The sequence below is a fragment of the Roseovarius sp. A-2 genome (assembly GCF_002072155.1).
In the GTDB taxonomy this organism is placed as follows: domain Bacteria; phylum Pseudomonadota; class Alphaproteobacteria; order Rhodobacterales; family Rhodobacteraceae; genus Roseovarius.
The window spans coordinates 168,565-181,928 of the sequence record NZ_BDIY01000006.1; the positions used below are offsets into that span (position 1 = coordinate 168,565).

Here is a 13,364-nt window from a genome sequence, read left to right on the forward strand (position 1 = left end):
TATCGAACCGTGGCGCATTCACGCCCAGCCATTGTTGGCGATCAGGGCCTTGATGCGGTCCTGATCATACTCTGCATCGAGCCGCGCCGCCTCGGATTTGGCGACGGCGTCGGGTTCGCCTTCTACAGGATAGGGATCAGCCTTGCGCCATTCGGCGAGGTAGTCGTCGGTGCCTGCGGCCCCCGTTTTCATCGCGGCCCGGTCGATGGCCTGCTCGAAGCGTTCGGGCAATTGCACCTTGGCCCCGCGACGCGCCTTGCCGACGATGACCTGCGCGGGGATGTCCCGCCAAAAGACGATGGTGACGTCAACCATGCTGATTCCTTTCTCCTCTGGGCTCCTACCTAATGCAGGGCGGGCACGTGTCAGTGCATGATTTCGACAGAACGGAAGCGTCATGCGACGTCGCGAGAATAGCCCGGGTGCAATCCGAGAGCCACGGGCGGAAATGGGAAAATGATTCATGATCTTCATCGGCACATAGCAACGCTTGCGTGCGGGTGCCGATGACATTACCTTGAACGCAACTTGAAATGGAGGGCGTGTCGTCATGGCGCCCAAGCGTCCCGAAAGTGCGGGCGCGTTCCCGAAACCGGATGAGAGCCCCGCACTGAGCCTGCCGGATCAGCCGTCGCTATATGCGGCGCTGGATCTTGGAACAAACAGTTGCCGCATGCTGATCGCCCGTCCCGAGGGCGCTCAGTTCAAAGTCGTGGACAGCTTTTCGAAGTCGGTGCAACTGGGGGCCGGGCTGGAACGCTCGGGCAGGCTCTCTCGCGCGTCGATCTATAGGACCATTCAGGCGCTACGGGTCTGTCGTCAAAAGCTCAAGCGGCACAAGGTCACGCAAATGCGGCTGGTGGCCACCGAAGCCTGCCGCCGGGCCTCGAACGGCACCGATTTCATGACCCGGGTGGAGCGCGAGACCGGGCTGCGGCTTGATATCATCAAGCCCGAGGAAGAGGCGCGGCTGGCGGTTGTGTCCTGCGCGCCATTGGTGAGTGCCGGGACCGAACAGCTTTTGGTGGTGGATATCGGCGGCGGATCGACCGAACTGGTGTGGATCGACCTGCGCGACGTGCCGCAATCAGAACGCCGCCGCGCGATCATGCGTATGCATCTGGGCTTTCAATGTACAGACGACCGGCCCGGCGCGCGGGTCGTGGACTGGATCAGCGTGCCGTTGGGCGTGGCGACGCTGCGCGATCAATTCCGCGACGTCGATGATGACAGCGCGCGCTTTGCGCTGATGAGCTGGTTTTTTGAAGAGAACCTCGCCGAATTCGCCCCCTACAAGGACGAGCAGACGCGCGAGGGCTTTCAGATCGTCGGCACCTCCGGCACCGTGACCACCGTTGCGGCAAGCCATCTGGGGCTGAAACGCTATGACCGCAACAAGGTGGACGGGCTGACCATGACCAGCGACGAGATCGACACGGTCATTCGCAGTTATCTGGCGCTTGGCCCGGTCGGGCGCAGGCGCGATCCACGGATCGGTCAGGACCGGCAGGCATTGATCATGTCGGGGGCGGCGATTCTTCAGGCGCTGCTCAGGTGCTGGCCCACGGACCGGCTGAGCGTGGCGGATCGGGGCCTGCGCGAGGGGATGCTCTACGCGCAGATGGCGGCGGATGGTGTATTGATGGACGGAGATGCGTGATGGCGAAGGGGCCGGACGGCAAGAATACCTCGGGGCGTGGGCAGCGCGACCTGACGGTCAAGGTCAAGACGGCGCGCGGGCGGCGAGCCTCGTCGACGCGCTGGCTGCAACGGCAATTGAATGACCCCTATGTCAAGCGCGCGCAGGTCGAGGGCTATCGCGGACGCGCGGCGTTCAAGATCATGGAGCTTGATGACAAGTTCCGGTTTCTGGTGCCGGGCGCGCGGGTCGTCGATCTGGGCTGCGCGCCGGGGGGCTGGTGTCAGGTGGCGGTGCCACGCGTCAACGCGCTCGGGCAGAAGGCGGGCAAGGCGCAGGGGCGCATTCTGGGGGTCGATCTGCAGGAGGTGGAGCCGATTGCGGGTGTCGAATTCCATCAGCTCGATTTCATGGAAGATGGTGCCGACGACAAGGTCAAGGACTGGCTTGGCGGCAAGGCCGATGTGGTGATGTCGGACATGGCGGCCTCCTCTTCGGGGCACAAGCAGACCGACCATCTGCGCATTATCGCGCTCTGCGAGGCTGCGGCCTATCTGGCCTTCGACGTGCTGGAAGAGGGCGGCACCTTCGTCTCCAAGGTGCTGGCCGGGGGCGCCGAGGGCGAGTTGCAGAAGCTGTTGAAGCAGCGGTTCACCAAGGTGGCAAATGTCAAACCACCCGCATCGCGGTCCGACAGTTCCGAGAAATTCGTGGTGGCGACCGGGTTTCGGGGGTGAGGTCTGGTGGCGCTGGCCTGTGACGCCCGCAAGGCATCTAACGTGGCGATGTCAAACGGCGGCAATGGGTCATGCCCCGCAATGCGGTCGCAATATTCTACCTTCTCACGCGCACAGGATTATCGCCTTGCAGCGAGCGGTGCGCCCCGGCTGCAAATCGCCGCAACTGCGACGGATCGGGGGGTACGTGTTGCGCGAGGCGCAGATGGACCTGCCGGGCAAGACCGTCCTGGCGGATAAGTTCGAACAGCCGCGCATGGCGCATGGGCGAGGGCAGATCGGTGGGCATGGCGTGGGGCATGGATTCGTTTTTCATTCGGCACCGGATCAGGATGACCCGCCCATGTTGACAGGTGATTAAGGCGGATCGTGGTTCGAAGCGTGCCGATTACGTGCCGGGCCATGTCGGTGAGACGTTTGCGTCTGGCCGCAAGTTGCGGGATAGTCACCGCAAACGCGGCCCGAGTCTCCGGGCCGACCCCAGAAGAAAGGACAAACCAGATGCGATACGAGGCACCGACCCGGCTGGAAGAGGCCGTGAGCCTGCTCGCCGGGCAGGACGGCGCGCATGTGCTGGCGGGGGGCACCGACCTGCTCGTCAAGCTGCGCTCGGAGATGATCGAGCCGGAGATGGTCGTCGATATCAAGCGCATCGAGGGCATGCGCGACATTGCCGCCGAGGAGGGCGGCTGGCGCATTGGTGCGGCTGTCTCGGGCGCGGAGATGGGCGAGCATGCGGGGCTTGTCGCCGATTGGCCCGGCGTGGTCGAGGCGGCAGGGCTGATCGGCTCGACGCAGGTTCAGGGCCGTGCCACGCTGGCGGGGAACCTGTGCAACGCCTCGCCGGCGGCTGATTCCGTCCCGGCAATGGTCGCAGCGCGGGCGCGAGTGCGGATCGCCGGGCCGAACGGCATGCGCGACATGGATGTGATCGACGTGCCCCAGGGCCCTGGCAAGACGGCGCTGGAACGCGGCGAATTCATTGCCTCTGTCTGGCTGCCCGCACGCGGCGAACGCTCCAGCGATGCCTATCTGCGCTTCATCCCCCGCACCGAGATGGATATCGCGGTGGTGGGCTGCGGCATTTTGCTGAGCCTTGACGAGGGCGACCGTGTAACGACGGCGCGGGTGTCGCTGGGCGCGGTTGGCCCCAAGGTGATGTTGGTTGACGACGCGGCACAGGCGATCACTGGCCGCGTGCTCGACGAGGCGGCGCTCAGTGATCTTGCGGAGGCCTGTTCACAAGCGGCCACCCCGATTGATGACAAGCGCGGGACGATTGATTTCCGCAAGCACGTGGCGGGAGTTCTGGCCCGGCGCGTGGCGGTGATCGCGGCCAAGCGCGCGAAAGGAGAGACGGTATGAGCCAGCTACACGTAACCACCAGGATCAACGGTGATGAGACCGAATTCCTGTGCGAGGCCGAAGACACGCTGCTCGACGTGCTGCGCGACCGGCTGGGCCTCACGGGCACCAAGGAAGGCTGCGGCACGGGCGATTGCGGGGCCTGTTCGGTGGCCGTCGATGGCCGTCTGGTCTGTTCCTGCCTGATGCTGGGGGCCGAGGCCGAGGGCCGCGACATCGCCACCATCGAAGGCATGGCGACGGGCGACCAACTGCATCCCTTGCAGCAGAAATTCATCGAGATGGCCGCCCTGCAATGCGGCATCTGCACGCCAGGAATCCTCGTGGCGGCGCAATCGCTGCTGGAGCGCAACCCCGACCCGAGCGAGGAGGAGGTGCGCTATTGGCTGGCCGGTAATCTCTGCCGCTGTACCGGCTATGACAAGATCATCCGCGCCGTGATGGAAACGGCGGCGGACATGCGGAGGGCGTCGTAATGGCACTGGATGACACCAAGAAAACACGTGAGTTCAAGGTCGTGGGCACGCGGCCCGACCGGCCCGACGGGATCGACAAGGTGACGGGTCGCGCCCGGTTTGGCGCCGACATGGTGGCACCGGGCATGCTCACGGGCCGCATCCTGCGCAGCCCCCACGCCCATGCGCGGATCGTCAGGATCGACGCGTCGAAGGCCGAGGCACTCTCGGGCGTCAAGGCCGTGGTCACCCGTGCCGATTTCGGCGAGGTGCCCGAGGGTGTAGCCGATGTGCTCGACAACTGCATGGCGGGCGAAAAGGCGCTTTACGATGGCCATGTGGTGGCCGCTGTTGCCGCAAGCAGCCCGGCGGTGGCGCGCAAGGCGCTGAAATTGATCGAGGTCGAATACGAGGTGCTGCCGCATGTGACGGATGTGGATGAGGCAATAAAGCCCGACGCGCCCGTGCTGCACGAGGGCCGCCAACAAGAGACGGTGCCCGAGGGCATGTCCGGCAACGTTATCGCGCGTTCCGAATTTGGGCATGGTGATATCGAGGCGGGGCTGGCGCAGGCCGACCGCGTGGTCGAGCGTACCTATCGCACCGCCGCCACCCATCAGGGCTATATCGAGCCGCATGCCTGTCTGGCCACGATGGGCCCCGATGGCAAGGCCGATCTGTGGGTCTGCACCCAGGGCCATTACATGGTGCGCAACACCTGTGCTGCCATTCTGGGCATGGAACAGGGGCAATTGCGCGTCACCGCCAGCGAGATCGGCGGCGGCTTTGGCGGCAAGACAGTGGTGTTTCTGGAGCCCGTCGCGCTGATGCTGGCTAAAAAATCAGGCCGCCCGGTCAAGATGGTGATGAGCCGCTCCGAGGTGCTGCGCGCCACCGGGCCGACCTCCTCGACCTCCATCGATGTTAAAATCGGCATGACCAAGGACGGCAAGATCACCGCCGGGTTCGCCGAGTTGCGCTATCAGGGCGGGGCCTATCCGGGATCGCCCGTCGATATGGGCGCGATGTCGGGCTTTGCGCCTTACGATCTGGAAAACGTCAAGACCGTGGGCTGGGACGTGGTCACCAACCGGCCCAAGGCTGCCGCCTACCGCGCCCCCGGGGCGCCGATGGCGGCCTTCGCCATCGAAAGCGCGATTGACGAGGCGGCCAAGGGTTTCGGCCTCGACCCGCTGGACGTGCGGTTGATGAACGGGGCGGATGAGGGGACCAAGGCGTCTTACGGCCCGACCTATCCCGCCATTGGCCTCAAGGCGACGTTGGAGGCAGCGAAATCGCACCCGCACTGGTCCGCACCCTTGGGCGAGAATCAGGGCAGGGGGGTCGCTTGCGGCTTCTGGTTCAATTTCGGCGGCGATACCTGCGTGAGCCTTAACATCACGCCCGATGGCACGGTGACGGTGTCCGAGGGCAACCCCGATATCGGCGGCTCGCGCGCGTCGATGACCATGATGGCCGCCGAAGAGTTGGGCATTCCCTACGATCAGGTCCGCACGATCATCGCTGACACCGGATCACTGGGGCAGAACGAGGTGACAGACGGCTCCCGCGTGACCTTTGCCGTGGGGCTGGCCACGATCAAGGCCGCAGAAGCGGCGAAAAAGGAGATGTGCCGCCGCGCCGCCATGATCTGGGGCATCGACGAGGAGGCCGTGGAATGGGAAGACGGCGCGGCGCGGCCAGCCGGGCCCAATGCCGGGAAATTCCCCCCCATGACGCTCAAGGAGATCGCCGCCATCGCCTCGAATACCGGCGGGCCGATTGCCGGGCATTACGAGGTGAATGCCGAAGGCGCAGGCGTGAGTTTCGCCACCCATATGGTGGATGTGGAGCTTGACCGTGACACCGGCTCGACCAAGATCCTGCGCTACACGGTGTTTCAGGATGCCGGCAAGGCGGTGCATCCCTCCTACGTCGAAGGGCAGTTTCAGGGCGGTGCCGTGCAGGGTATCGGCTGGGCGCTGAACGAGGAGTATATCTACGGCGAGGATGGGATCCTGCAGAATGCCGGTTTCCTCGATTACCGCATTCCCGTGGCGTCGGACCTGCCGATGATCGACACTGTTATTCTGGAAATCCCCAACCCGGGCCACCCTTACGGTGTGCGCGGCGTCGGCGAAACCTCGATCGTGCCGCCCCTCGCGGCCATCGCCAACGCGGTCTCCGAGGCGGCGGGCGTGCGGATGACGCAATTGCCGATGTCGCCGCCGCGTGTGCTGTCGGCCATGCAGTCCAAAGCGGAGGGCTGATGGTCGAGGTGCTGCTCTGGGGCTCACTCGCCGATCAGGCGGAGGGCGCGCGCAAGGTCGAGATCAACGCCGGCACCTTGCGCGAATTGCTCGACGGGCTGGGGGAGAAATTCCCCGGCCTGCGCCCGGAGCTGGAGCGCGGCGTGTCGGTCTCCATCGACGGGCGCGTCTACAACGACAGCTGGTTCCAGCCGATTGCTGAAGACAGCGAGGTGGTGTTGCTCAAGCGGCTGAAAGGGGGGTGAGAGAGGGGCGCAGATGGCCTGAAGCTGTCGTTGCCGCATCCCGCGCGAAATGCACCGTAGGTGCCGTGCGATCGCCATGCCGAAGGCATGCCTCCGGCATGACGCCGTCCCGGATCCTGGCGATGTGATAGGGCGCGCAAAGTGTTGATTTTAGAATGACTTGGCTGGGATAAAGTACCTGCATCTGCCGTCGCATCGCCAGTCCCCGGCCCTGCGGCCGCGCTACACCTTTTGGAGGTGTCCAAGGTCCGCTAGAGGCTATATCCCGACGGGCTCAGTCCATCCGCCAGACCTGCGTGTCGTGATCGTAGCGCACCAGACGACGCGCCGCGCGCGGCACCGCGCGTTTCTCGTATTGCCGCCAGAGCAGGGCACCAAGGCGTTCGGCCCATCTGGGCGGGCGGCGCAGGCGGCGCAATTCGCGGCGATAGGCGCCGGGTGCGCGTTTCGAAAGCTGCCCCGGCTCAATGGTGAAGGCCCCGAGCTGGGCATCGACCACGTAAAGATCATGTCGCCGCGCCATCGACTTCCACAGGAAATAATCCCCCGCCAGCTCGCAGCCCCGCAACTGGTCGAGATCGACCAGCGCGTTGAGATCCGAGCGCCAGAAGGTGCTTTCCTGTTCGATCCCGTAAAGCCGGGTGCCATACATGCCGCAGTCGATGAAGCGGCGGCTGTAGGGATGCGGCAGGCGGGTGTTGACGATCTGCCGCGCCGCGTTGCGCAGCACCGCCTGACCAGTCAGCCAGTGGATTTCGGGGAACTGTCCGAACACCTCGGAGACCACCGAAAAGGCATGCGGATCATAGGTCTCTCCGGCGGGCAGATAGCAGGTGACGTCGCCGCCCGCCCATGCAAGCCCCTTGGCGAGCGCGTCATACATGCCGCCATCGGGCTCCGACAGGAGCGTGACGCGTGGATCGCGCAGCGCCTCGACCGGCGCGAGGCTGTCATCGGATGAGGCCCCGTCGACGATCAGACACTCCACCTGATCGCGCCCCGCAAGCACCGAGCTTTGCGCCAGAACGCTCTCGACCGTGCGCAGCAGCTTGTCGCCGGCATTGCGGGTGGGGATGAGGAAGGCATAGCGCATGGCCCGCCAATAGCCTGAAAGCGCCGCCCTGTCATGCCTTGATGCGGCACGCGCTCAGGGCGCGGCGCGTTGCAGCATCCCGAACAGGTCGCGCGGATCGTCCGGGTCGGCCAGCAGGTCGAGATCCATGTAGTAATCGGTGGCGCCGATATGGTCGCGGATATAGCGCAGGGCGCTGAAATCCTCGATCGCAAAGCCGACGCTGTCAAAGAGCGTGATCTGCTCAGCAGAGGTCCGCCCCGGCACCTCGCCCGACAGGACCTGCCACATCTCGGTCACCGGGTGGTCGGGATCAAGCTGCTGGATCTCGCCCTCGATGCGGGTCTGTTCGGGATATTCGACAAAGATAGTGGAGCGGTGCAGCACCTCCGGCGCGAGTTCGGTCTTGCCCGGGCAGTCGCCGCCGATGGCGTTGATATGCACGCCCGCGCCGACCATGTTGTCGGTCAGGATCGTGGCATATTGCTTGTCCGCCGTGCAGGTCGTGATGATCTGCGCGCCTTCCATGCTTTCCTCGGGGCTGCGGCATTGCACGACCTTCAGCCCCAGGCCGGTGAGATTACGGGCGGCTTTCTCCGTCGCGGCGGGGTCGATGTCATAGAGACGCACGGATTTGAGGCCGACCAGCGCTTTCATCGCGAGGCTCTGGAACTCCGATTGCGCGCCCGCGCCGATCATCGCCATGGTGTCGGCACCCTTGGGTGCCAGATGCTTTGCCACCATCGCCGAGGTGGCCGCCGTGCGCAGCGCGGTGAGCACGGTCATTTCCGACAAAAGCACCGGATAGCCATTACCGACATTGGCCAACAGCCCGAACGCGGTGACGGTCTGCAATCCGGACTTGGTGTTCTTGGGGTGGCCGTTCACGTATTTGAAGCCATAGACCTCGCCATCCGAGGTGGGCATCAATTCGATTACCCCTTCCTCGGAATGCGAGGCGATGCGCGGGGTCTTGTCGAAAAGCCGCCAGCGGCGGAAATCAGCCTCGATATAATCGGCCAAGCCCCGCAGCATCGGCTCGATCCCGATGTGGTGGACCAGTTTCATCATGTTGTCGACTGACACGAAAGGCACGAGCGCCTTGTCGGAGGGGGCGAGTGTCATGGGGCTATCCTCAGCTATAGGCAAGGGTGGGGCGGTCAAAGACGCGGCGGCCAAGTGCCGAGGCCGCGAGATCGACCATCACCTGCGCGGTGCGGCCGCGATCATCGAGAAAGGGGTTCAACTCCACAAGGTCGAGCGATGTCATCAGTCCAGAGTCGCAGATCATCTCCATCACCAGATGCGCCTCGCGGATGGTGGCCCCGCCCGGCACGGTGGTGCCGACTGCGGGGGCGAAGGAGGGATCGAGAAAATCCACGTCGAGCGAGACATGCAGGGCACCGCCCTCAGCCGCGACATGGTCGAGAAAGGCCCCGAGCGGACGTGAGATGCCCTGCTCGTCGATCACCCGCATGTCGTGATAGCGGATCTGCGTGGCTTGCAGCGCCTCGCGCTCGGCGGCATCGACCGAGCGCAAGCCGAGAATGCAGATGTTCTGCTCGGGCACCGGATGGGCGACGGGGGGAAAGCCGTGAAACCCCGCGCGGCCGGTGACATAGCCCAAAGGCGTGCCGTGCAGGTTGCCCGAAGCGGTGGTCTGCGGCGTGTGGAAATCGCTGTGGGCATCAAGCCAGAGCACGAATTGCGGCCGACCCAAAACGGCGGCATGATTGGCCGCGCCCGCGACGGAACCGAGCGACAGGCTGTGATCGCCACCCAGAAAGACCGGCAGGCCGGTGGCGAGCGCATCCTGTGCCGCCTTGGCGAGGGTCGCGGTCCATCCGGCGGTCTGCGCGGGCGCGTAGACATGGGGCGGCATGGCCGGGTCGGGCGTGGCGGGTTGCGGCGTAAGATTGCCGGTGTCCGAGACGCGGTGGCCGAGATCCATCAGCGCCTCGGCGAGACCGGCGGTGCGATAGGCATCGGGCCCCATCAGGCAGCCGCGCCGATCCTTGCCGCTATCGACGGGGGCACCGATCAGGATGATGTCTTTCGGGGTCATGGAAACCTCTGTTGATGTGCGTATTGCCGGGAGGATGCTGCCGATTTGGGTTGAATTGAAGCGGCTGTTTTGCACTAATCGGGGCAAATCTGCGCGGACCGAAATCAGAGGCTTTCGAAATGGACGAAACGGATCGGCGGCTCATCTCGATCCTGCGCCACGATGCGCGCGCCTCGTTGTCGGATTTGGCGATCGGGCTGGGGGTGTCGCGCACCACGGTTCGGGCGCGAATCGAGCGGCTGCGCGCAAATGGCGAAATCGTCGGCTTTACCGTGGTGCTGCGCGGCGACACGGCGCGCGATCCGGTGCGCGGGCTGATGATGCTGGGGATCGAGGGGCGCGGCACCGACCGGGTGATCCGACAGCTCAACGGGTTGAGCGCGGTGCGCGCGACGCATACGACCAACGGCCGGTGGGACGTGATCGTGGAAATCGGCACCGAAACCCTGGAAGAACTTGACCGCGTGCTGGCACAGATCCGGAGGTTCGACGGGATCGCGAGTTCGGAGACGAGCCTGCTGCTGAATACGTGGAAATCCGGGAGGTAGGTGCAAGGCCTTTGCAAAAGCCTTGCACACCATTTGCTAACGGCGTTCCACGATGCGTCAGCGGGCGCGCAGGGCTAGCAGCCAGAGTGCCGCGAGACCGAGCGACACCAGCATGTTCCAACTCGCCATCGACAGACCGAGCATTTCCCAGGGCACCTCGTCGCAGCGCACCAGCGGCGCGGCCATGATCTGGTTGAACAACTCGTCTGTGCTAAGCCCCGCCGCGCCGGACGAGGAGCATTCCGACGGCCCCTCCCACCAGCCGCGCTCGACGCCCGAGTGATAGCCGCCGATCGCCGCCGTCGCGAGGGTGGCGAGCAGCCCGCCGAGCGCCATGAGGCGGGGCAGGGCGAGCAAGGCCGCAGCCCCGAGCGCGATGGCTATGACATGCGGCCAGCGTTGCCAGAGGCAGAGTTTGCACGGGGCCATGCCGCCGATATGCTGAAAGGCGAGCGCGCCCAGCATCAGCACGGCGGAGCCCGAGGCGGCAAGCAGGATCAATTGGCGTTGACTGGGGTGCATCACAGGAACCTTGTCGCATAAAAGCCGCCGAAAAGCAGCAGTACGAAGAGTAGTGTCATCAACCCGAGGCGGCGCTCGATGAAGTTGCGCACCGGCGCGCCGAATTTCCACAGCAGGGCGGCCACCAGGAAAAAGCGGATACCGCGCGCCAGGATCGAGGTGGCGATGAAGGTACCGAGCGGCATCGCCGTCCAGCCCGACATGATGGTGATCACCTTGTACGGAAATGGCGTCACCCCCGCCGTCAGCACCGCCCAGAACCCGAAATCGTTGAACCGCATGGCAAAGGCGGCCATCGCCTCGCCCTTACCCAAAGCAGTCAGGATCGGCTGGCCGATCTCCTGATAGGCGAAGGCGCCGATGGCATAGCCGAGCATCCCGCCCAGCACCGACGAGACGAGTGCGATGCCCGCGATCAACCAGGCGCGCGACGGCCGGGCCAGGATCATCGGGATCATAAGAACATCGGGCGGGATCGGAAAGACCGAGCTTTCGATGAAGCTGACGCAGGCCAGCACCCACACGGCATGGCGGTGCTCGGCCATGCGTAGCGTCCGGTCATAAAGCGATCTGATCATGTGGATTGTCCTGTTCGGCTCTGCGGCGAAACACCATGCGGGGCGGGCGCGGTCAAGCCCTCGGCTGGCCGGGCCGGGATTTTGCGCGAGGGCACTGGACGAGGCGCGCGCGCTCGGCTAATGATGACATCGGGCCCAAGTGGCGGAATGGTAGACGCAGGGGATTCAAAATCCCCCGCTGGCAACAGCGTGCGAGTTCGAGTCTCGCCTTGGGCACCATTACAAGTCTATGACTTTGCAAGAAAAAGCCGCCGATCCGTTGATCGGCGGCTTTTCCGGTTTTTGCGTGACTCCCACTGCTGACTCCCACTTCACTCTTTGAACCGCCGCATCTGCGCTGTTCGAGACATCGCCTTCTGGTTCGCCTCTTTTCGGTACTTTGCGACCGTTTCAAGGCTCTGGCCCGTCACAGCCTGGATTTCTGCATCCGTGCACCCGGCTTCGGCAAGTTCAACGCACGCGCGCTTCCGGAGGCCGTGGAGACTGTAGCGTTTTGCGTCATCGTCGTGTTCTGCGGCGATTTCTGCAAGAGTGTCGCGCCACGCACGAAATGACTTTTCTACAACGTCATAGGAACGCGGCGCTTTCTCCGATTTTGCAAGCACATGCCTCGGCCCTTTCTCCAGGTTCTCGACCAACGTTCTCAGACGGCAAGGGCAATAGATGTCGAATGTCTCATTACCCTTTTCATCTGTGACGGTAACCCATTCGCCCTTGAATGCGCTTTTGAGCATTTTGATCGACGCAGCAGGCCTCTGTCCGGTCCCACGAATCAATTCCCCTGCGATCCGCACGTCGTCGGGCGCGCTGGCGAGCGCCTCGAGCATCCAATCTGGCCAGGTCAAAAACACTCGCTGCGAGCCGTATTTGTCGACACCATGGGCCGGATTGTCTCCAAGCGGCCATTCCAGCTTGTCTTTTGCATGGTTCCAAAGAATGGAAACGGCCTGCAACATCCAGTCGGCTGCCCTCGGCGTCGCTGACATAGCGTTGTGTTTTTTCCGGATGGCTTTCTTGGTGGTCGAAGACATCGGCTTGTCGGCGTTCTTTTCGAGAATCTTTTCGAATTCGCGATTGTACGACTTCTTGGTGCCAGCCGAGAGCTTCTTCTGGATGGGGGCATCACTACGCCACTCGCGGATGCATTCAGCCCAAGTGTGCTTGGATGGTTTCCGTTGTGCCGGGTGTCGACCCGCTTCTGCCGCCCAGTATTCATCATCAAGCTTTCGAGGATCACCCTGCCAATCGAGCTTGATGCTACGTTCTTTTCTCTTGCCGGACCTATCTGTCCAAGTGACCCGGTGATACGGCTCCCATTCAGACCCGTTCCGGGGCCAGACCCATTTCAAACGCTCGCGCTGGATCCGTGGCTTTTTTGGTTTGCTTTTATTCGAAATCGTCATCACCGTCTGGCTTTCGTTTGGTTCCAATGAGGATTGCTTCGAGATCGGCGACACGCCAACGGACCGCTTCCCCAATCTGACACGGCGGCGGCAGGGCGCCGCGCCCCACCAGTCGCCGGAATTCTGCCTGTGACATGTCGAGCATGGCAGCAGCCGTATTTTCCTTGACGGCAATGGGTTGTGCGCGAAGAGACATCCGGAAGCTCCGATCTTAGGAGTTCGGGAAGTCGGTTCATCCTGATTGCCCCGGAAATGAACCGAACTCGAGTAGTGGCAGATATCCGATATCTGCCGCGTAAAATACTGTTATGTAATTGTTTTATTTTGTCCAAAAAAGTGTAACCGCGCCATTGGCACCGCCTGCCTGACGCTTGGGCAATGATCTAAGATACGTGTTTAACTACGTCGTTAGCGACGTGTCTTATGCGGGGTCTTTGATGCGTGGAGAAGTTCTTGGGTTGGAGC

The 13,364-nt window shown here is 63.6% G+C and carries 16 protein-coding genes and 1 tRNA gene; 9 read left to right on the forward strand and 8 right to left on the reverse strand.

What is annotated here, in order from left to right; all coding sequences use genetic code 11:
• Window positions 1-18: 18 nt before the first annotated feature.
• The gene (locus BHD06_RS10045; RefSeq protein WP_080456856.1) at window positions 19-315 is read right to left on the reverse strand and encodes a virulence factor; all 297 of its coding nucleotides are present in this window, start codon (window positions 313-315) and stop codon (window positions 19-21) included.
• Window positions 316-550: 235 nt separating this feature from the next.
• Here BHD06_RS10045 and BHD06_RS10050 point away from each other — a divergent pair, with 235 nt between their 5' ends.
• The 7 genes from BHD06_RS10050 to BHD06_RS10080 all read left to right on the forward strand — a co-directional run bounded on the left by BHD06_RS10050 (window position 551) and on the right by BHD06_RS10080 (window position 6,711).
• Window positions 551-1,660, forward strand: a complete 1,110-nt coding sequence (locus BHD06_RS10050) for a Ppx/GppA phosphatase family protein (protein WP_080456857.1) — start codon at window positions 551-553, stop codon at window positions 1,658-1,660.
• Window positions 1,660-2,376 carry an RlmE family RNA methyltransferase gene (locus tag BHD06_RS10055; RefSeq protein ID WP_080456858.1) on the forward strand — a complete coding sequence of 239 codons (717 nt, stop codon included), beginning with the start codon at window positions 1,660-1,662 and terminating at the stop codon, window positions 2,374-2,376. Before BHD06_RS10050 ends, BHD06_RS10055 begins: the two co-directional genes overlap by 1 nt.
• 127 nt (window positions 2,377-2,503) lie before the next feature.
• Complete coding sequence (locus BHD06_RS23705) at window positions 2,504-2,737, forward strand: hypothetical protein (RefSeq protein WP_176214325.1); 234 nt, start codon at window positions 2,504-2,506, stop codon at window positions 2,735-2,737.
• Between the two features lie 140 nt (window positions 2,738-2,877).
• The gene (locus BHD06_RS10065; protein ID WP_080456860.1) at window positions 2,878-3,741 is read left to right on the forward strand and encodes a xanthine dehydrogenase family protein subunit M; all 864 of its coding nucleotides are present in this window, start codon (window positions 2,878-2,880) and stop codon (window positions 3,739-3,741) included.
• Complete coding sequence (locus BHD06_RS10070) at window positions 3,738-4,217, forward strand: (2Fe-2S)-binding protein (protein ID WP_080456861.1); 480 nt, start codon at window positions 3,738-3,740, stop codon at window positions 4,215-4,217. Before BHD06_RS10065 ends, BHD06_RS10070 begins: the two co-directional genes overlap by 4 nt.
• On the forward strand, window positions 4,217-6,466 hold the full coding sequence (locus tag BHD06_RS10075) for a xanthine dehydrogenase family protein molybdopterin-binding subunit (RefSeq protein ID WP_080456862.1): 2,250 nt from the start codon (window positions 4,217-4,219) through the stop codon (window positions 6,464-6,466). Before BHD06_RS10070 ends, BHD06_RS10075 begins: the two co-directional genes overlap by 1 nt.
• Window positions 6,466-6,711 carry a MoaD/ThiS family protein gene (locus BHD06_RS10080; protein ID WP_080456863.1) on the forward strand — a complete coding sequence of 82 codons (246 nt, stop codon included), beginning with the start codon at window positions 6,466-6,468 and terminating at the stop codon, window positions 6,709-6,711. The genes BHD06_RS10075 and BHD06_RS10080 overlap by 1 nt, the downstream gene beginning before the upstream one ends.
• 274 nt (window positions 6,712-6,985) lie before the next feature.
• Here the strand turns inward: BHD06_RS10080 and BHD06_RS10085 are convergent, their stop codons facing one another.
• Genes BHD06_RS10085 through rocF form a run of 3 tightly spaced genes read right to left on the reverse strand, consistent with a single transcriptional unit; the run spans window position 6,986 to window position 9,848 of the window.
• The gene (locus BHD06_RS10085) at window positions 6,986-7,804 is read right to left on the reverse strand and encodes a glycosyltransferase (protein WP_080456864.1); all 819 of its coding nucleotides are present in this window, start codon (window positions 7,802-7,804) and stop codon (window positions 6,986-6,988) included.
• A gap of 54 nt (window positions 7,805-7,858) precedes the next feature.
• The gene (locus BHD06_RS10090; protein WP_080456865.1) at window positions 7,859-8,908 is read right to left on the reverse strand and encodes an ornithine cyclodeaminase; all 1,050 of its coding nucleotides are present in this window, start codon (window positions 8,906-8,908) and stop codon (window positions 7,859-7,861) included.
• Between the two features lie 10 nt (window positions 8,909-8,918).
• On the reverse strand, window positions 8,919-9,848 hold the full coding sequence (gene rocF / locus BHD06_RS10095) for an arginase (RefSeq protein ID WP_080456866.1): 930 nt from the start codon (window positions 9,846-9,848) through the stop codon (window positions 8,919-8,921).
• A 119-nt stretch (window positions 9,849-9,967) separates the two neighbouring features.
• On the opposite strand from rocF, the gene BHD06_RS10100 reads away from it, so the two are divergent.
• A complete protein-coding gene (locus BHD06_RS10100) occupies window positions 9,968-10,396 on the forward strand; it encodes an Lrp/AsnC family transcriptional regulator (protein WP_080456867.1) in 429 nt (142 codons plus the stop codon).
• 57 nt (window positions 10,397-10,453) lie between these two features.
• Here BHD06_RS10100 and BHD06_RS10105 read toward each other — a convergent pair whose 3' ends face one another.
• Both BHD06_RS10105 and BHD06_RS10110 read right to left on the reverse strand, forming a co-directional pair.
• The gene (locus BHD06_RS10105) at window positions 10,454-10,918 is read right to left on the reverse strand and encodes a disulfide bond formation protein B (protein ID WP_080456868.1); all 465 of its coding nucleotides are present in this window, start codon (window positions 10,916-10,918) and stop codon (window positions 10,454-10,456) included.
• Window positions 10,918-11,496 carry a YqaA family protein gene (locus BHD06_RS10110; RefSeq protein ID WP_080456869.1) on the reverse strand — a complete coding sequence of 193 codons (579 nt, stop codon included), beginning with the start codon at window positions 11,494-11,496 and terminating at the stop codon, window positions 10,918-10,920. The genes BHD06_RS10105 and BHD06_RS10110 overlap by 1 nt, the downstream gene beginning before the upstream one ends.
• Before the next feature lie 133 nt (window positions 11,497-11,629).
• Here BHD06_RS10110 and BHD06_RS10115 point away from each other — a divergent pair.
• A tRNA-Leu gene (locus tag BHD06_RS10115) sits at window positions 11,630-11,715 on the forward strand.
• A gap of 92 nt (window positions 11,716-11,807) precedes the next feature.
• Here the strand turns inward: BHD06_RS10115 and BHD06_RS10120 are convergent.
• Window positions 11,808-12,899, reverse strand: a complete 1,092-nt coding sequence (locus BHD06_RS10120) for a hypothetical protein (RefSeq protein WP_139784686.1) — start codon at window positions 12,897-12,899, stop codon at window positions 11,808-11,810.
• Window positions 12,883-13,095 carry an AlpA family transcriptional regulator gene (locus BHD06_RS10125; RefSeq protein WP_080456871.1) on the reverse strand — a complete coding sequence of 71 codons (213 nt, stop codon included), beginning with the start codon at window positions 13,093-13,095 and terminating at the stop codon, window positions 12,883-12,885. Before BHD06_RS10125 ends, BHD06_RS10120 begins: the two co-directional genes overlap by 17 nt.
• Window positions 13,096-13,364: the final 269 nt, after the last annotated feature.